Genomic DNA, 17987 nt, shown 5'->3' on the forward strand with positions numbered 1-17987 from the left:
GGTGATGGCCGGCCCGAGTTACAGGAGTTGATGAACGTGAACCTGTGTGGAATAAACAAGGCCAAGCAGGTCTGGCTGCTCTAGCCGGTCATTTCACCCGAGTGCCCCAACGGACCCTCCCGCACCAGAGAGATCTCGACATGGGGCAGCTTTATCATTTCCTAATTACCATTGCGCGCCAGGCTACCATCGCGGTGCTTTGTTGTGCTTTTTGCCTGCCGGCGGCACAAGCCGGCTCCAAAACAGACTATGCCAAAGATGGAAAAGTCGCCGCCAAGGCGTGTTTTGATCATTTGTCGGGCAAGCCGCCAACGACCGCTATTAGGAAGGCTGGGTATGTCGTATGGAAGAACGACAAACGGTTCATCCTTTTTTACAAACCAACAGAAAATGGCGACGGTCCATTCCTCGGGGCCTTCTATTGGAGGCTTGGCAATAAGCACCGAGACCTCGATTACAGGCGTTGTACTTTCGTCTTGCCCTTTCCCTTTCGGTACGTAAATTCCCGCTCGCCGAACGAGTACCATGTCTTTATGGCGGCCCTACGCGGCACATTCCGATCCAACGGCTATAAGCATGGGATCATAAAAAATATCGCTGGTCTCGAAAGCGATAACTGGACCGGTAAAAACGGAACCTATCAGATCCGTAGTGGTCAACTTAGCGGTATCAGCGTGGAAGTCTTCAAGAAGTAGCTCTCGCAGAGAATGTCTGGAATCCGCCCATTGCGAAGAATGCTGCGCCGGTTTCCAAGGTCGCCTTCGGACTCGACTCCGTCATCTGAGAATTCCAGTCGGAAATCTTATGGTTAAAGGACCGCTTCTCGTGTCGGACGCGAGTTCTGTTTGCGTCTGCAGAAAACGGCTGGAAGCCTCTCCACGCGACGTAGGCCCCGGTCGCGAACCGCAAATACCGGCCACTCGGGTGCGACAGCCGAATGGCGGGAAGGTCCGCACAGCGGTCCTTGGGGCTGTGCGCACCGACCGTCCACTTCCCCCCACTCTCCCCCATCCCCAAACCCAAATAAACAACCCACGCCTTGATGGCCCTCTCGTGAGTTAGACAGTTGTTAACCTGAATGAACGATGTCTGAGCAATGCGCTGCCTTGCTCTGAGCCTCTGTCTGTTTGCCCTCCTGCCCGCGACGGCCAGCGCCGGGCCATGGCCGCGCGAACCCGGAGAGATGTTCACCGCCGTGACCGGCACCTATCGCTATGCGCCCGAAATCGACCGTATCGGCTCGGATGGCGGGGTCTATCTGGAATACGGGCTAAGCGACCGGGTCACGCTGGGGTTTGACGCCATGGATGACCCGGACGGATACAGCCATGCCTATGGCTTCCTGCGCTGGCCGCTTCCGGATCGCGACCGCGCGCTGAAACTGGCGTTTCATCTTGGCGCCGGGGCCTCGCGGCAGGGTCAGGACTGGGGGCGGATGACCCGGCTGGGGCTGAACATGGGGCGCTCCACCGCGTTCCTGCGTCCCGGCTGGTGGACCCTGACCGCCGCGCTCGAGGATCACGCCCTGCTGGACGCCCCCGTCTACAAGCTGGACGCCACCGTCGGCCTGCAGCTTCTGCCCCGGCTCAAGACATTTCTGGATGTCGAAACCAGCCAGAGCGCACACACGCCCGACAGCGTGACCCTGCGCGGCTCTGTGGCCTGGCAGTCGGGGCCCGGAACCCACTTCACCCTCGGCATCGAAACCCGCAAGAGCGATGCGCGCTTTCTCGGGCTGCGCCTTGGCCTCTGGCGCGCGTTCTAGCCGCCTTGCCCCGCCCCGCGCCGCACCCTAGATTCCCCCCATGCCCAGCCCGATCCGCCCCACAGATGACGACGCCCGCGCCCTGGCCCAAGGCCTGATGGCACAGGCCCGCCACTGCGCGCTGGCCACGCTGGATGCCACCGGCGCACCGCTGGTCGCGCGCGTGGCCTTCGGTCTGGCCGGGGATGGCACCCCGATCAGCCTGGTCTCGACCCTGTCACATCACACACAGGCGCTGATGCGCGAACCGCGCTGCGCGCTCCTGCTGGGCGAACCCGGCCCCAAAGGCGATCCGCTCACCCACCCGCGCCTGACCCTGCAAGCCCGGGCCGATCCCGTGCAGCGCACCGATCCCGGCTTTGACCCCCTGCAGGCCGGATGGCTTGAAAGCCACCCGAAATCCCGCCTCTACATCGGGTTCACCGATTTCCTGTTCGTCCGCTTCGAGCTGTCCCAAGCCTTCCTGAACGGCGGTTTCGGCAAGGCCTTCACCCTCACGCCCGCGGACCTGTCACAGTCCTAGTCGACCCGCACGCCCAGGCTGACATCACCGCGAAACGGACGCCGCCAGCGCAGCTCGACCCGGTCGCGCCCAGTCCCCGCCTCGGGAAACACATTCGGCTGATCCCATTCGATCACGTTGTTTTCGTTGCGCAAATTCCCGCGAACCACCAGGGAATCCACCCCGCGCGCCCAGCCCTCAAACGGCAACTCATCGCCCGGAGTCACCGTCCAGACGCTGTTTGCCGTGCCCTGCGTATGCGCGACCATCGCAGGATTGGACACCTGCGCGACGACCTGATTATAGGAATTGCCGGTAAAGGTCACATCCTTGAAGCGCCCGCGATCCAGATCCGCGAACGAGGTATCCACCCGCTCGGCACGATCAATCGTCGCCTGCACCGCCCGGAACTTGTTGCCGGTGATACTGACCCCGTTCAGGAAATGCCCCGCCCCATGCGGCTTGACCACGATGAAACTGAACCACGGCGCCACCCCGCTCACCAGAAAGATGTTGTCGCTGATCGTGATTGCCGAGAACGAGAACCCCCCGGTGAAATCCGGCGTCGGATCATATTCATTGGTCCATTCGATGAACGCGTTGTCGATGTAATTCCCGGTGATGATCGTGCTGCAATAGCTCCCCGCGATCACGATCCCCGGAGACCGGATGCCGTTGGGCAGCGTATCGCCCTGGAAAAAGTGATTGCCGATGATCAGGTTGTTCGATCCCCCCAGCACCAGGAAATGACGGAACTTGGTCGCCCGGTTGTTGCGGATCTTCAGGTCGTTGGAGACCGCATTCATCACGATCGAAACCCGGTCCGGCACATCCAGGGGATCCTCGGCCGACAGGAACTGACAGCGATCCACCAGCATCCCCTGACAGCCATTGCCATGCGAGGTCACACAGCGGTCCTTGGCCCGCGAGATGAAGCAGTCCTTGATGTGAAAGATCAGCCCCGAAGGCGCCAGCAGGATCCCCGAGGACTGCGCGCGGCATTGCAGCTCGACATCCTCCAGAACGAATTTCGACAATTGGCTGAAACCACTGAAATCCAACAGGTATTTGAACCGCCGAAAGGTGAAGGTCTGCGTCCCGGCAGCATCGAACAAGGGCGCATTCAGGGTCAGCGTCTGCTGGGCGATGTTGCGCTCGGTGACATAGACCTCGCGGCCCACGCCACTGCCCTCCACCAGAGACCCGATCTGCACATTGGCCACATTCACGACACCCGTCAGCGTACGCGCATTGGACGGCGCATAAGTGGCCTGCGAGGTGACCACATCCGTATCCCAGGCCGCATCGCCCACCGCTTCCAGTTGACCATTGCGGATCACCCGGCGCGTGGCGAAACTGTCGCGATTGGGCACGGCCGCCTGCATGTCGATCGGCTCGGTGACGCGCACATTGCGCCCCCCCATATCCAGTGACTCGTGATCGGCATTGTTCAAAAGCGCCTGAAACGCCTTCTTGAACGCCAGTTCCTCGTCGCCAAAGGCATCAATATAGGTGGGCAGATCAAAGGACTTGGTCAGCAGCAGCATCCGCTCGGTCGGCATGCGCACCGTGCCCTCAAACTCCACCCGGCTGTCCAGCGTCACGTCATTGCCCAGAAAATACTGCCCCGCCGAAACCAGAACCCGGCGTCCGTTGGCCGCCGCATCCGCCGCCTCGAACGCGGCACTGTCATCGGTGCTGTCATCGCCCAAGGCGCCGTAATCGCGCACATCGACCCAGTTCATCAGAGTGCGCAGAAACGCGCTGGTGATATCCTCGATCTCGATATCGTCGATCCGCACCACGCCGCCATTGGCCCCGGTCAGATCCAACCCGAAATGCCCGTACAGCGCCGCGCGCCCCCAGACCATGTCCACCCCGGCGCGCGCTCCCACGCCGACGATCGCGCTCACCTCGACCACATCACCATACTGGCTCAGCGCGGTGCTTGGCCCCACCTGCACCACGCCGGGCACCGCATTGCCCCCGGCCCCACCGGCCCAGGCTCCGATCCGCACCGCCGGCAACGCCCCGCTGATCGCTTTCACGCGCGCGGTGATGCGCAGGTAACAGCCCGGCAACAAAGGGGTTTCCCCCATGTATCGCAGCCGCTGCGTGCCATTGGTTTTCAACAACTCCAGGCAGCCGCCGAAATCGGAATCCGCAGGCACGAAGGCGGCATTGGGATCACCCGCATACGTATCCGAGCCCGGCGTACCATTCCCGCTCGACCAGACATCCAGACCATTTGAAAATGCAGGCGGTGCCAGTTGCACGCCATCGGTGATCGCCTTGTTCATAACAATTCCCTTCCCACCCCGCGCGCCAGCGCTGACGGGGATCAGCCCAAAACCTCTCAGGCCCCGCGACATCACGCCGGGGACGGCATTTGAGCTATCAAGAAAGGGTTAAACGGCGCTGAGACCACCGTGACGGTGGTCCCGCTCTGCGCCGCGCTCAGGAGTTATTCGATATGCGGCGCAACCAGATACAGCGCCTGCAGCGCCAACCCGGGATTGGCTCCGGGAAAGGTCTCGCGAAAGATCTGCCCCATCATGCCGGCATTATACATGCCCGACAGGATGCTATCGACGGCCAGACGGAAATCCGCATCCCCGCGCTGCATGGCAAGCCCTTGTTTTTCAATGGTCAAAAGACGATCCATCACCTCAACCTTGTTCTCGGTATCCATGCTTGCATCCAGCCCCAGCAGGATCGACTGATCTCCGAAATAGGCCGCCAGCGTGCCATCCAGCAACATCTGAACCCCGTCGGGATGACGATCGACCGCCACGACTTCGGCATCAATCCCCGCCGCAGTCAGCGTGTTGGTCAGCGTCTCCTGGGTGGTTGTGTCCTTGCGCACGCCGACCTTCTTGCCTGCGAAGGTGGCCAGATCCGCAGTTGCTCCGGTCGGCAACATCGCCGCGGAGCCATCGACATAGACGGGCAGCGAAAAATCGACCTCGGCCAAACGGCGCAAGGTGATGGTGGCTGCGCCACACAGCAGATCGATCTCGCCGGCTACGATCTTGTCGAACCGGTCCGCCGCCGTGACGGGCACGAAAGTGACATTCAGGTCTTCCAGCTGCAGCCCATTGGCCAGCCCCTGCGCCACCTGCGAACAGACCACAGGCGTGAAACCAGAGGGCCGGCCCTGGTCATCGGCATAGGACAAGGGAGGCGCATCGGTGCGAAAACCAAGGCGCAGTTCTCCGGTTTCCTTGATGCGGTCAAGGGTTTGTGCGGTGGCGGTGCAGGCCATCAGGGCAACGGCACAGGCGGCAAGGGCAGTTCTGAACATGGATCACTCTCCTCAAATCACATCCCCACTTGCGGGGGCTGCACGCAGGTTAGCCAGAGCCCGGCCCCAGCCACAAGGGCATTCCGCCCCATCGGCCAAGACTCGCAGAGGGTTTCGCGGCCATCGCCGCGGACGGTCACGCGGTTGCAGGCGGATTGGCCAGCAAACGCACACCGTTGATCTTCCAGGTGCCATCCATCTGGACCATCTGATACTCCAACAGATGCACAGCCCCCTCAGCATCGGTGATCATCACACGTTGAAACAGGAAGCCGGCGGTCTCTTTCAGCTCCAGATAGGTCACCTCCGAGGGGCGCCACACCATCGGATAGCCGCCCCGCACCATGTTGCCAAAGTTTTCCGGCGTGCGGAACAGACCCTGAATGGTGGGGCTGGCATAGGTGAAGGCCTGATCGAAATCATCGACCTTGAATGCCTCGAGCTGCGCCGAAATCGTCGCTTCGATATCAGCGTTCTGAGCCTGCGCCACCGGAGCGGCACTCCACAGACCCACCACAAGAACCAGACCCAAGATGAAACGCAGCATGCAACACTCTCCCGTTAACCAGATACTAACGGTAGAGCGATGTACAAAACGGTCAATTGCCCCGCAAAAGCCTGTACAAAACGGCTAGTTTACCAGCTTACCCGCAAGGGCGGCGTCGATCAGCGCGATGGTCTCATCCACACCGTAAAGCGCGATGAACCCGCCAAACCGCGGTCCCTGGCTGGCCCCCAACAGCACCTCGTACAAGGCCGTGAACCAGTCGCGCAGCGGATCGAACCGATCCCGCCCCACACCATAAACCACCGACTGCAGCGCCTCGTCATCGACGGCTCCGTCATAGGCCTTGAGCTGGTCACGCAGCTCTTGCAACGCCGCACGCTCTTCGTCGGTTGGCGCCCGGTAAGTCTTTGTAGGCTTTACGAAATCATTGTAATAGCGCACCGCAAATCCGGCCGCCTGATCCATATCGGGATTAGTCTGCGGGCTGGCCTCCGGCGCATAGCGCCGGATGAATCCCCACAGCGTCTCCTTGTCCTCGGCCCCCGCCACGCTGGCTAGGTTCAGCAACATCGCAAACGGCACCAGCATCCGGCTTTCAGGCACATCGCCGCCGTGAATATGCCAGACCGGATTGTTCAACCGCGCCGCCGCATCCTGCGTCACATAGGCCCGCAACTGCTGGTGATATTCATCAACAGCCTTGGGAATAACGTCGAAATACATACGCTTAGCCGTCTTTGGCTTCTGATACATGAAATAGGACAGGCTCTCGGTCGAGGCATAGGTGAGCCATTCGTCGATGCTCACCCCATTGCCCGACGACTTGGAAATCTTCTGCCCGTTCTCGTCCAGAAACAGCTCATAGGTGAAATGCTCAGGCGGCCGTTCCCCCAGAACACGACAGATCCCGTCATAGATCGGCGTGTTGGTCGAATGGTCCTTGCCATACATTTCGAAATCCACACCCAAAGCCGCCCAGCGCGCGCCGAAATCGGGCTTCCACTGCAGCTTCACATTCCCGCCGGTCACCGGCAGCGTCCATTCCTTGCCCGCCTCGTCATCAAAGGTGATGGTGCCATCCGCGGCATTCACCTCTTTCATCGGCACGTACAGGACCCGCCCCGTTTCGGGATGGATCGGCAGAAAGATCGAATAGGTCTGCTGACGCTCTTCCCGCAAAGACTTCAGCATGATTTTCATAATGTCATCATAGCGTTGCGCCGCGCGCAGCAGGATCTCATCGAACTGCCCCGAGCGGTAGAAATCGGTGGCCGAGATGAACTCGTACTCAAACCCGAACGTATCCAGAAACCGGCGCAGCATGGCATTGTTGTGATCGCCAAAGCTGTCATGGGTGCCAAACGGATCGGGCACGCTGGTCAGAGGTTTCTGCAGATGGTCCTGCAGCATCTCGGGGTTGGGCACATTGCCCGGCACCTTGCGCATGCCATCCAGATCATCCGAAAAGCAGATCAGCCGCGTGGGGATATCCGAGATCAGCTCGAACGCCCGCTTGATCATGCTCGTGCGCGCAACTTCGCCGAAGGTGCCGATATGGGGCAGACCCGAGGGGCCATAGCCTGTCTCGAACAACACGTAACCCTTGGCAGGAGGCGCTTTTTCATAGCGTTTCAGCACCCGGCGCGCTTCCTCAAAGGGCCACGCTTTCGAGGCCAAACCAGCTTCGCGCATCTCCGACATCTGTCGTCTCCATCCTGCGGCCACACGTCCCTCGCGCGGCGATCCGCCACTCCCTATTGTGCGGCAGGGGTGGCGTCAATATTCTGCGCCCAAACACCCCATGACCCCAATCAAGGACGCCTCCCGTGCCCCATTCAACTTCTCTCTCGTTCAGCGCCCAGGATTGTCTCGTCGCGGTCATGATAGCCGTATCGGTCTCGGACGAAAACATCCGCACCGCGGAACTGGTGAAAATCCAGTCCGCCGTGAACATGCTGCCGGTCTTCGCCGATTACGATATCGACCGCATGAGCTGGCTGTCCCAGACCATCTTCGATCTCTTCGAACAGGAAGACGGGCTTGATGCCCTGTTCGGACTTGTGCGCGACAACCTGCCCGAGCGTCTCTATGAAACCGCCTATGCGCTGGCCTGTGATGTTGCTGCGGCCGATGGCACGTTGCAGGAACCTGAACTGCGCCTGCTCGAGGAAATCCGCTATGAGCTCAACATCGACCGCCTTCATGCCGCCGGGATCGAGCGCGGCGCGCGGGCCCGTCACCTGACCTGAGCGCGTCGCCCCGTCAGCTCACCCGCCGTACATCGCGCCCCATCGCTGGATCAGCTGTTGCTGAAGCCGCCGGGCCTTGCCGTTCCACGTGCGCGCGCCTTGGGGCACTTCGCGATCCTGTCGCTTGATGCGTGCACGGATATCCGTGTCGGCGGCGAAGATGGCAAAGGCCAGTTCCGTGCCGTCAGCCGCCGTCATGTATCCCCCCAGACCCGAGACGAAATTCAGCGTTCCGGTCTTTGCATCCACCTTGATGGGATGGTTTTCCTGAACACGGCCGCGCTCATCCCGGATGGGGATCGGCTTGAGGATCGGACGCAGGATCCCGCGCCTGCGAACCTGCACCAGCGCCTGAACCAACTCCTGCGCGCTCATCCTTGAGGCATCCCCAAGGCCCGAGTGATCCACAAGGCTGATCTGGGTCATGCCAAAGCTCGATTTGGCCCAGGCGCTCATCGCCCGCCCCGACGCCTCCAGCGAGGATGCGGATCCGCCGCGCGCCTGCGTTGCGGCCAGACCGACCATTTCGGCGGTGATGTTGGTCGACCACTTCAGCATGTCCCGAAGAATGCGCCCCAAGGGTTCGCTTGAGACCTGCGCAAGCACCGTCGCGCCACCGGGCAAGCCGCCGGACAGGCGCGCGGCCTTCAATGCAATGCCCTGAGACCGCGCCAGCGTGCGAAACACATCCCCCGCATAAAGCCCGGGCGAGCGGACAGGCAGCCAGCGTCCGCCATTCTGGCCCAAAGCCCCGCGTGCCACGCTCCACTCATCCACACCGTCGCGCTCGGCATAGCTGTAGACCGGCAATTGCCGATCGGCGAGACCCATGCGCGCGGATTGCACTTCGGGACGATACTTGGCGGTGCGCGCATCCATGCTGATCGCATAGCTTGAGCCGCTGCGCTTCCATTCGAAATAGACACGGTTGAAATTCAGCGCGATCCCCGAAACCGCGGGGCTGTAGCCGACGTGATCGGGCTGGCCCGGATCAATGCTGCGGATGTAAGGCAAGGCCCCGTCATAGACGCGGAACGCGCCCTGCACTTCGCGCACACCGGCCTCCTTGAGCCGCGCGGCCAGAAGCGCAAGACCATCCGTATCCAGCGTCGGATCACCACCACCTGCCAGATAGAGATCCCCCCTCAGAACGCCATTCTGCACCGGGCCATCTGCAATCAGGCGGGTATGAAAGCGGTGCTCGGCCCCCAGCGCGTCCAAAGCGTAAAGCGCGGTGATGGCCTTGCTGACGCTGGCAGGGGGCTGGCCCGAGGTTGCGTTCACCCCCTCCAGCAACGCGCCGGATTTCACATCCGCCACGGCGATGCTGATCGTGCCGGACAGCCCCGAATTGGCCAGCAGGCTTTCCGGGCCGCCCATCGCGCGTTTGGCCGCACCGACAAGGCGGGCCTGCGGGCGCAGCGAAACCGAAGGGGCATTGGCCAGAGCAGGTCCGGCCAGACCGGCACCCACCAGTCCGCTCAGGAAAAACCGACGTGATACAGCGCGTGTCATGCGCAGAGTTAAGCGCAGCCCATGGGCGCGCGCAAGCGGTGTTGTGAGGGATTGTCGATGACGTGATCGCCTTACCGCAACCAGCCGCCCTGCGCACGGATCGCACTTGAGGAATGCGGCATCATCGGCACGTTCAGGAAACACCACGCAGGAGCCTCTGCATGACCCAGAAGCCCGGCCGCACTCGCGCTGATACGCGCGCTGCGATAAAGCCGCGCCGCCTGGCTCATCCGGGCCGAGATCCGGTCACCGGGACGCGCCAGAACACCGACCGGAACCGTCTGCATGATGCTGCGCCAATCCTGCCAGTGATGCAGCTGCGCAAGGTTATCCGCCCCCATCAGCCACACAAAGCGCACCCCCCGATAGCGCCGCGTCAGCGCCTGCAGGGTTTGCGCGGTATAGCGCGTGCCCAGACGCGCCTCGATACCCGTGACCGTGACGCGCGGGTGCTGCATCACGGCGCGCGCCCGTTCCAGCCGGTCGTCAAGCGGGGCAGGCCCGCGCGATTTCAGAGGATTGCCCGGAGTGACCAGCCACCAGACAGCATCCAGACCAAAGCGTTTGAGCGCCTCGCGGGTGATATGCACATGGCCCGCGTGGGCCGGATCGAATGACCCGCCCAAAAGCCCGATCACCTGACCGGCACGTGCCACTGGATCGCCTGTTCTCATGCTGCTTCTAAGCCGCAAGCGCGCGACCTTGTCAAACAGGACAGAAGATCAGGGCGATCCGCGATGACATAACCCATCACATCACGGGCCAGGCCATGGCCCGGACACAACGTCCGCGCGCACCCGGCACAGCCGATAAATGTTCTGACACAGGCTCCATTGCCCCGCCCCACTCCAATCGCTATCTAGGCCCAAACCTGCATATCCCGCGAATGGAGAGTCTCATGGCTGCCTATCAGTATGTCTACCACATGTCGGATGTTTCAAAGACCTATCCCGGCGGCAAGAAAACCTTTGAAAACATCCACCTGAACTTCCTGCCGGGGGTCAAGATCGGGGTTGTGGGTGTCAATGGCGCGGGCAAGTCCACCCTGCTCAAGATCATGGCCGGACTGGACAAGGATTTCTCGGGCGAAGCCTGGGCGGCCGAAGGGGCAAAGGTCGGCTATCTGCCGCAGGAGCCGGAACTGGATAGCGCGCTGAGCGTGCGCGACAACGTGATGCTGGGTGTGGCCGAGAAAAAGGCCAAGCTGGATCGCTTCAATGAACTGGCGATGAACTATTCGGACGAGACCGCTGACGAGATGGCCGCGCTGCAGGATGAGATCGACAGCCAGAACCTCTGGGATCTGGACAGCCAGATCGACGTGGCGATGGAGGCCCTGCGCTGCCCGCCCGATGAGGCCGATGTGACCTCGCTTTCGGGGGGCGAAAAGCGGCGTGTGGCACTGTGCAAACTGTTGCTCGAAGCGCCTGACATGCTGCTGCTGGATGAGCCGACCAACCACCTTGATGCGGAAACCATCGCCTGGCTGCAACAGCACCTGATTGATTACAAGGGGACGATCCTGATCGTCACCCACGACCGGTATTTCCTGGACGATATCACCGGCTGGATTCTGGAACTGGATCGCGGTCGCGGCATTCCCTACGAGGGCAATTACTCGGCCTGGCTGGAACAAAAGGCCAAACGGCTTCAGCAAGAGGCCCGCGAGGACAAATCCCGCCAGAAGACGCTGGAACGCGAACTGGACTGGATTCGCCAGGGGGCCAAGGCCCGCCAGGCCAAGCAAAAGGCGCGGATCAACGCCTATAACGATCTGGCCAACCAATCCGAGCGCGAGAAAATCAACCGCGCTCAGATCGTCATCCCCAACGGCCCGCGTCTGGGCGGCAAGGTGATCGAGGTGTCAGGCCTGCAAAAGGCGATGGGCGACAAGCTGTTGATCGAAAATCTGACCTTCTCGATCCCGCCCGGAGCCATCGTCGGCGTGATCGGCCCGAACGGAGCGGGCAAGACCACGTTGTTCCGCATGCTGACCGGTCAGGAAAAGCCAGATCAGGGAACGGTGGAATTCGGCGACACGGTCAAGCTGTCCTATGTGGATCAGTCGCGCGATGATCTGGTGGACAATGAAACCGTCTGGCAGGCGATCTCGGGAGGGGCGGAAATCATCGCACTGGGCGATGCGCAGATGAACTCTCGCGCCTATTGCTCGGCCTTCAACTTCAAGGGGGGCGATCAGCAAAAACCGGTCAACCTGCTGTCGGGCGGTGAGCGCAACCGCGTTCACATGGCACGCCTGCTGAAAGACGGCGGCAATGTGCTGCTGCTGGATGAGCCGACAAACGATCTGGATGTCGAAACCCTGCGTGCGCTGGAAGACGCGCTGGTGGATTTTGCCGGTTGCGCCGTGGTGATCTCGCACGACCGCTTCTTCCTTGACCGCATATGCACGCATATCCTTGCCTTTGAGGGTGATGCGCATGTGGAATGGTTCGAGGGCAACTTCGAAGATTACGAAGAAGACAAGAAACGTCGCCTTGGTGCCGACGCGCTTGAGCCCAAACGCATAAAGCACAAGAAATTCGTCCGCTAGATCCGAAGGCGTCGCTGCCTGACCAACCGCTGCGAACCGCCCGGTCGGCTTGGCATCACGTAAAAAGGGCATCCCTTGGGATGCCCTTTGTCATTTCGGCGCACGGTCACCGCGTCCCGGATCACATGCTGAACCTCAGCGGATCAGGATTTCTTGGTCGGCGCGGCCTCGACCTTCTTGGCCTCTGGCGGTTTCACCGCATGGTCCTTGGAGGTGTCGGCTTGCGCGCTTGCGCTTTCGGTTTTCTTCATCAGGTCCTTGTAGGACATATGAGTGTTCCTTTTGGTGCAGTGGAAAATACCCCTGCAGTCTCAAGGTGGCGATGCAGCCCATCGCTTGCAACCAGCTGACACATAATCGCATGACCCCCGCGCAGACCGGGATTTTGCGCTATTTCCCCTTTGGCCCGGGATAGGACATGTCCTCGAACGCCACCAATTCCCAGGGCAGGCCGATCGACCCTTCGAATTGCTCACGCAGGGTTTGCTTCTCGCCCAGGCTTCTGATTTCCGGCGGCAAGATCCACTTTGCCAGCCTGAGCGGCCCTTTCAGCGAAGACGCCTGAACCGACGCGCCCGCCGCATCATCATCTTCGAACTCCACCCGTGCCGGAACAAGGATGTAACCTTCAAACTCATGCATCTTGTCACTCTTGCCACCGGTGACCTTCTTCATGGGCAGGAAATCAAACTTCTTCATAACGCTCTCCTTTTGCAATGAACCAATGCCCAGGAACCTGCCCCGGCGCGCGCCCTCTGCGAAGTCATGGATTCCATACCTGCCACGCTCCAACGCCGCGCAAAGCGATAGGCGAAGCTTTGCCAGAAACGCGGGATTCCCGCATTATCCCTTGCCAGATGAGGCTATTAATGCCATATCGCGGCGAGCTAACGTTATTCTTTGTCGACCCACTGTCTCCCGTCACACGGCGGTCAGTCTTCGATCCAGACCGACCACGGCCCAGGTTGCCGCACCTACGCGGGCAACGACTACACAGGAGACTACGGAAATGGCCAATGGCACCGTAAAATGGTTCAACACAACCAAAGGCTTCGGCTTTATCGCACCTGAAACAGGTGGCAAAGACGTGTTCGTGCACATCTCTGCTGTCGAACGCGCTGGCCTCACAGGCCTGGCAGACGACCAGAAAGTGACATACGACGTTGAAGCAGGCCGTGACGGCCGCGAAAGCGCGACCAATATCGCTCTGGCATAAGCCGGTTGCACCAGATAGCGGGCGGGTTCGGGAATATCCCGGGCCCGCCCGTTTTCGTTTGAGCTCGACAAACCTGTTCTCAAGGCCCCAAGGCCTTCACTTGAAACCGCTAATTCTCCTCCCCATATGGGAGCGTGCTACGTTTCTCTACTTCGATCTGTCTCCAGTTTCGGCGTTCAGTCTTCGATTAGACCAAAACGACGCCGCACCGTTGCACTTCCGCGAACGGGACAAGAGCTAAGGAGAGACCGGGATGGCCACTGGCACCGTGAAATGGTTCAATACTACCAAAGGCTATGGCTTTATCGCCCCTGAAGGCGGCGGCAATGACGTGTTCGTGCACATTTCTGCTGTCGAGCGTTCGGGCCTGACCGGCCTCGCTGATGATCAGAAAGTGACATATGAATTGCAGGAAGGCCGCGATGGCCGCCAGAATGCAGTGAACATCCAACTGGTCTGACATCCCCCGAAATCGCAGGAACCTGCGGCCCTTGCCAGAAGGGCCGCATTGCGTTCGGCGCGGCCCGTCAGGCATGTCCGGGCACATCACCGGCAGCATGCGCTTTTCGGCCTGATGAGCCAAAGGTGCCTATGCCGCGACGTGGCCGTGTCTCGCGCGGATCAGAACCTGTGATCTGACTGCCGCAGTGATCCACCCGGATCCTGATTCAGGCGGCAAGAAGCATTGATTTTCACCCGGATTCAGCCAAAATGCGCTCAATTGATCAACATATCCAGTAAGGCCTGTTATGCTGACCCGACGCCATTTCATAGCTACGACTGTCGCCACATCCGCCGCATTTGCCCTGCCCAATCCGGTCGAGGCCCAAGAACATGTCTTTGACCCCACCCCGCAGGAAGTGCGTATCAAGAAGGGTTTCGAACCCGGAGAAATCCTGGTCTTGCCACGTTCCTATTACCTCTATTGGGTGACCGAACCGCGCAAAGAGCTGCGCTATGGCGTGGGCGTGGGACGCGCAGGTCTGGAATTCACCGGCGTAGCCACGATTGATCGCAAACGCGAATGGCCGACGTGGCGACCCACACAAGAGATGATCGAACGCGACCCGCATCTCTATACCAAGTTCATCGACAATGATTACATCATGCCGGGTGGACCGGGCAACCCGCTGGGTGCGCGCGCGCTCTATCTTTATCAGAACGGGGTGGACACGTATTTCCGCATTCACGGAACAACGCAGCCGCATACGATCGGCAGTTCCATTTCAAACGGATGTATCCGCCTGATCAATGAGCATGTCGAAGATCTTTACGCGCGGGTGCCTTTGGGCACCAGGGTGACGGTTCTTTAGAACACCACCCGCCACAACAGCAGACTGGGCACAAGGAAAGCGAAGGCGATGCAGAACATCGCGGCCAGCTTGCCGCCGATCATGTAAAGATCATCCGCGGTCATGCCGCCTTCGGATGATGTCCTCGCGCGCGCCTGCGCCTTTTCCATATCCGTCATTGCTTGAAGATTTTCCATTTGGGACATGTCCCTCCGCAAAGTGTCAACAATATCTGACAAGATGGGGGCGTGAAAGAAAAAGTCTATGACCGATCAGCAATTTGTCTCACAGCGCGCGATCCGGTTGCGGTTTTGCAAGCGGACGACGGGTGCTCAGCCTTCCGAGGCGCGCGCGATCAGCTCCAGAACCTTCGGACCCATCGCCTCGACGATCTGCGCCACGCCCTTGGCATTGGGATGAATCCCATCCGATTGCATCACATCCCCCAGCAAGGCCGGATTGCTGGCCGCTTCGCCAAACCCGGCAAAGAAACTCTCCAGGTAGAGCGTGCCGTAAACCTCTGACAAATCCGGATAGATCGCATCGAAACTGGCCTTGTAGTCAGCCCCGTAATTGCCCGGAGCCTGCATACCCACCAGCAGGACATCAATGTCCTGCTCGGCCGCCGTCTTGAGAATCGCCTCGAGGTTGGCGCGGCTCACCGCCGGGTCGATCCCGCGCAACAGGTCATTTCCGCCAAGCGTGACGATCATCGCATCCACGTCCGGCGTCAGCGTCCAGCCCACGCGTGCGGCCCCTCCGGCAGTGGTATCGCCCGAAACCCCGGCATTGATCAGCGTCACCTGCACGCCCTGCCCGTCCAGCCAGCGTTGGAGTTGCGGTACAAACCCCTCCTCCTGCACCAGGCCATACCCCTGGGTCAGGCTGTCGCCCAAAGCGGCGATGGTCACCCCCTCGGCCCGCGCCGCCATGGCCGAGAACAGGAACACAATCAAAATCCAAGCCTTGCGCATTACGCCCCATGCTCCATATCCAAGAACAACCTCATACAATTGCAGGATCGCATGGCTGATCTCGTTCTCTCTCTTAAAGATGCGTCTTTGTCGCTGGATGGCAATGCGGGACGCGTGGATATCCTGCATGGAATTTCGCTGGATGTTAACCGCGGCGACACGCTGGGCCTGATCGGACCTTCGGGCTCGGGCAAATCGTCGTTGCTGATGCTGATGGGCGGGCTTGAGATGGCCACGGGCGGGACGATCACCGCGTTGGGCCAGGATCTGACTGCGATGGACGAGGACGCGCTGGCACGGTTTCGCCGCGATCACATGGGTGTTGTGTTCCAGTCCTTTCACCTGATCCCGACGATGACGGCGCTGGAAAACGTGGCGACCCCGCTGGAACTTGCCGGACATGCGGATGCCTTCGAGCGTGCCGAAGCCGAGCTGGAGGCCGTTGGCCTGGGCCACCGCGCCGGGCATTACCCCACGCAGATGTCAGGCGGCGAACAGCAGCGCGTTGCCCTGGCGCGTGCATTGGCACCGCGCCCCGATATCCTTTTGGCGGATGAGCCGACAGGCAATCTGGATGCCACCAACGGCACCGCGATCATGGATCTGCTCTTTGGCCTGCGCGACAAGCACGGCGCGACGCTGGTGCTTGTCACCCATTCGCGCGAACTGGCGGCGCGCTGCAACCGCGTGATCCGGCTGCGTGACGGGCGCATCGACGACGCGGCCCGCACCGAGGCCGCCGAATGAGCATCAGGATCGCCGCGCGCTTTGCCCGGCGCGAATTGCGCGGAGGCCTGTCGGGCTTTCGCATCTTCCTTGCCTGCCTTGCTCTGGGTGTGGCCGCCATCGCCGCCGTGGGCACCGTGCGTGCCTCGATCGAAGCCGGTCTGGCGCGCGAAGGCGCGGCGCTGCTGGGTGGCGATGCGCAGATGGAATTCACCTATCGTTTTGCCACCGAGGCGGAACGCGCATGGATGACCACCACGGCCCTGGCGGTGTCGGAAGTCACCGACTTCCGCTCGATGGCAGTGGTTGACGGCCCGGACGGTGCAGAACGCGGCCTGACGCAGGTAAAATCCGTCGATGACGCCTATCCGCTGATCGGAGAGGTCGGGCTCAGCCCCGAGATGCCGCTGGATGTGGCGCTGAACGGGCAAGGCGGCATTCCCGGCGCGGTGATGCAACGCGCCCTGATCGACCGACTGGGCATGCAGATCGGCCAAAGCTTCCGCCTTGGCACGCAAGAATTCGTGCTGATGGCCGAACTTGTGCGCGAACCCGACAGCGGAGCAGGCGGTTTCGGCCTTGGTCCGCGCAGTATCGTGCGCACCAAGGCACTGGATGCCTCGGGGCTTCTGGCACCGGGAACGCTGTTTTCCACGCAATACCGTCTGGATCTGCCAGACGAGACCGACCTGCCCGGCCTCGCGCAGGAGGCGCGCGCGCAATTCGAAGACAGCGGGCTGCGCTGGTCGGACGCACGCAACGGTGCCCCCGGCATTTCCGAATTCGTCAACCGGCTTGGCGCATTTCTTGTGCTTGTTGGCCTGTCCGGCTTGGCTGTGGGCGGTGTCGGCGTCTCGGCCGCGGTGCGGGCCTATCTTGCACGCAAGACCTCGGTCATCGCGACCCTACGCACGCTGGGCGCGGATCGTGCAACGATCTTTCAGACATATTTCCTGCAGATCGGGGTCTTGTCGCTGGTCGGCATCTCGCTGGGCCTGATCCTTGGCGCGATCATCCCGGTGCTGCTCTCTCCCATCATCGAGGCGCGCCTGCCGATTCCCGCGGCCTTCGCCATATACCCCGCGCCGCTGATCGAGGCGGCGATTTACGGGCTGCTAACGGCGCTGATCTTCACGCTCTGGCCGCTTGCGCGTACCGAAGAGGTGCGCGCCGCCACGCTGTTTCGCGACGCGCTTTCGACAGCGCGGCTGTTGCCACCGCTGAAATACCTCATCGCCACGGGGATTGGACTGACCGCTCTGGTCGGGCTGGCCGGCTGGTTCAGCCAGGCGATGACGCTGACACTCTGGACCGCTGGCGGCATTGCCGGAGCGCTGGCCCTGCTGTCGGTCTCGGCACTGGCCATCCGCGCGGTTGCGCGC

At 61.2% G+C, this 17987-nt stretch carries 20 protein-coding genes; 10 read left to right on the plus strand and 10 right to left on the minus strand.

Translation table 11 applies throughout. The annotated features are described in order from the left end of the window. Positions 1-140 precede the first annotated feature (140 nt). The 3 genes from WAO69_RS12035 to WAO69_RS12045 all read left to right on the plus strand — a co-directional run bounded on the left by WAO69_RS12035 (position 141) and on the right by WAO69_RS12045 (position 2288). The gene (locus tag WAO69_RS12035) at positions 141-695 is read left to right on the plus strand and encodes a hypothetical protein (protein WP_422179409.1); all 555 of its coding nucleotides are present in this window, start codon (positions 141-143) and stop codon (positions 693-695) included. 401 nt (positions 696-1096) lie between these two features. Continuing rightward, positions 1097-1765, plus strand: coding sequence for a hypothetical protein (locus WAO69_RS12040; protein ID WP_422179411.1), 669 nt, complete (start codon positions 1097-1099; stop codon positions 1763-1765). A 40-nt stretch (positions 1766-1805) separates the two neighbouring features. After that, on the plus strand, positions 1806-2288 hold the full coding sequence (locus WAO69_RS12045; protein ID WP_422179413.1) for a HugZ family protein: 483 nt from the start codon (positions 1806-1808) through the stop codon (positions 2286-2288). Here the strand turns inward: WAO69_RS12045 and WAO69_RS12050 are convergent. The 4 genes from WAO69_RS12050 to WAO69_RS12065 all read right to left on the minus strand — a co-directional run bounded on the left by WAO69_RS12050 (position 2285) and on the right by WAO69_RS12065 (position 7780). Further along, positions 2285-4567, minus strand: coding sequence for a glycosyl hydrolase family 28-related protein (locus WAO69_RS12050; RefSeq protein ID WP_422179415.1), 2283 nt, complete (start codon positions 4565-4567; stop codon positions 2285-2287). The genes WAO69_RS12045 and WAO69_RS12050 overlap by 4 nt on opposite strands. Positions 4568-4731: 164 nt before the next feature. Next, the gene (locus tag WAO69_RS12055; RefSeq protein ID WP_422179417.1) at positions 4732-5571 is read right to left on the minus strand and encodes an amino acid ABC transporter substrate-binding protein; all 840 of its coding nucleotides are present in this window, start codon (positions 5569-5571) and stop codon (positions 4732-4734) included. Between the two features lie 136 nt (positions 5572-5707). After that, positions 5708-6118, minus strand: coding sequence for a DUF4864 domain-containing protein (locus WAO69_RS12060; protein WP_422179419.1), 411 nt, complete (start codon positions 6116-6118; stop codon positions 5708-5710). Positions 6119-6202: 84 nt separating this feature from the next. After that, positions 6203-7780: a lysine--tRNA ligase gene (locus WAO69_RS12065; RefSeq protein ID WP_422179421.1), complete on the minus strand. Its 1578-nt coding sequence runs from the start codon at positions 7778-7780 to the stop codon at positions 6203-6205. A 179-nt stretch (positions 7781-7959) separates the two neighbouring features. Between WAO69_RS12065 and WAO69_RS12070 the strand changes: the two genes are divergently transcribed. Beyond that, positions 7960-8328, plus strand: coding sequence for a tellurite resistance TerB family protein (locus tag WAO69_RS12070; protein ID WP_422179447.1), 369 nt, complete (start codon positions 7960-7962; stop codon positions 8326-8328). Positions 8329-8346: 18 nt separating this feature from the next. Here WAO69_RS12070 and dacB read toward each other — a convergent pair whose 3' ends face one another. Further along, a complete protein-coding gene (gene dacB / locus WAO69_RS12075; protein ID WP_422179423.1) occupies positions 8347-9843 on the minus strand; it encodes a D-alanyl-D-alanine carboxypeptidase/D-alanyl-D-alanine endopeptidase in 1497 nt (498 codons plus the stop codon). A gap of 71 nt (positions 9844-9914) precedes the next feature. Further along, positions 9915-10517, minus strand: coding sequence for a nicotinate-nucleotide adenylyltransferase (locus WAO69_RS12080; protein WP_422179425.1), 603 nt, complete (start codon positions 10515-10517; stop codon positions 9915-9917). A gap of 224 nt (positions 10518-10741) precedes the next feature. Here WAO69_RS12080 and ettA point away from each other — a divergent pair, with 224 nt between their 5' ends. Then, a complete protein-coding gene (ettA, locus tag WAO69_RS12085) occupies positions 10742-12397 on the plus strand; it encodes an energy-dependent translational throttle protein EttA (RefSeq protein ID WP_422179427.1) in 1656 nt (551 codons plus the stop codon). Between the two features lie 143 nt (positions 12398-12540). Here ettA and WAO69_RS12090 read toward each other — a convergent pair whose 3' ends face one another. Further along, entirely contained in the window at positions 12541-12666 is a 126-nt protein-coding gene (locus WAO69_RS12090; protein ID WP_422179429.1) for a hypothetical protein, read from the minus strand. 121 nt (positions 12667-12787) lie between these two features. Continuing rightward, the gene (locus tag WAO69_RS12095; RefSeq protein ID WP_422179431.1) at positions 12788-13096 is read right to left on the minus strand and encodes a hypothetical protein; all 309 of its coding nucleotides are present in this window, start codon (positions 13094-13096) and stop codon (positions 12788-12790) included. A 310-nt stretch (positions 13097-13406) separates the two neighbouring features. Between WAO69_RS12095 and WAO69_RS12100 the strand changes: the two genes are divergently transcribed. The 3 genes from WAO69_RS12100 to WAO69_RS12110 all read left to right on the plus strand — a co-directional run bounded on the left by WAO69_RS12100 (position 13407) and on the right by WAO69_RS12110 (position 14926). Next, positions 13407-13613, plus strand: coding sequence for a cold-shock protein (locus WAO69_RS12100; RefSeq protein WP_422179433.1), 207 nt, complete (start codon positions 13407-13409; stop codon positions 13611-13613). A 253-nt stretch (positions 13614-13866) separates the two neighbouring features. Further along, a complete protein-coding gene (locus WAO69_RS12105) occupies positions 13867-14073 on the plus strand; it encodes a cold-shock protein (RefSeq protein WP_422179435.1) in 207 nt (68 codons plus the stop codon). Positions 14074-14362: 289 nt separating this feature from the next. Continuing rightward, on the plus strand, positions 14363-14926 hold the full coding sequence (locus WAO69_RS12110) for a L,D-transpeptidase (RefSeq protein WP_422179437.1): 564 nt from the start codon (positions 14363-14365) through the stop codon (positions 14924-14926). Here WAO69_RS12110 and WAO69_RS12115 read toward each other — a convergent pair. Both WAO69_RS12115 and WAO69_RS12120 read right to left on the minus strand, forming a co-directional pair. Then, positions 14923-15102 (minus strand): hypothetical protein, encoded by a 180-nt coding sequence (locus WAO69_RS12115; RefSeq protein WP_422179439.1) that lies wholly within the window; start codon positions 15100-15102, stop codon positions 14923-14925. The two genes, WAO69_RS12110 and WAO69_RS12115, sit on opposite strands and share 4 nt — an antisense overlap. A gap of 135 nt (positions 15103-15237) precedes the next feature. Next, the gene (locus WAO69_RS12120; protein WP_422179441.1) at positions 15238-15879 is read right to left on the minus strand and encodes an arylesterase; all 642 of its coding nucleotides are present in this window, start codon (positions 15877-15879) and stop codon (positions 15238-15240) included. A 51-nt stretch (positions 15880-15930) separates the two neighbouring features. Here WAO69_RS12120 and WAO69_RS12125 point away from each other — a divergent pair, with 51 nt between their 5' ends. Together WAO69_RS12125 and WAO69_RS12130 are read left to right on the plus strand one after the other, a co-directional pair. Continuing rightward, a complete protein-coding gene (locus tag WAO69_RS12125) occupies positions 15931-16626 on the plus strand; it encodes an ABC transporter ATP-binding protein (protein WP_422179443.1) in 696 nt (231 codons plus the stop codon). Further along, the coding region (locus tag WAO69_RS12130; protein WP_422179445.1) for an ABC transporter permease at positions 16623-17987 on the plus strand (1365 nt) is incomplete at its 3' end. The genes WAO69_RS12125 and WAO69_RS12130, both read left to right, overlap by 4 nt.

The sequence above is a fragment of the Aestuariivita sp. genome, from assembly GCF_049276915.1.
In the GTDB taxonomy this organism is placed as follows: Bacteria; Pseudomonadota; Alphaproteobacteria; order Rhodobacterales; family Rhodobacteraceae; genus Aestuariivita.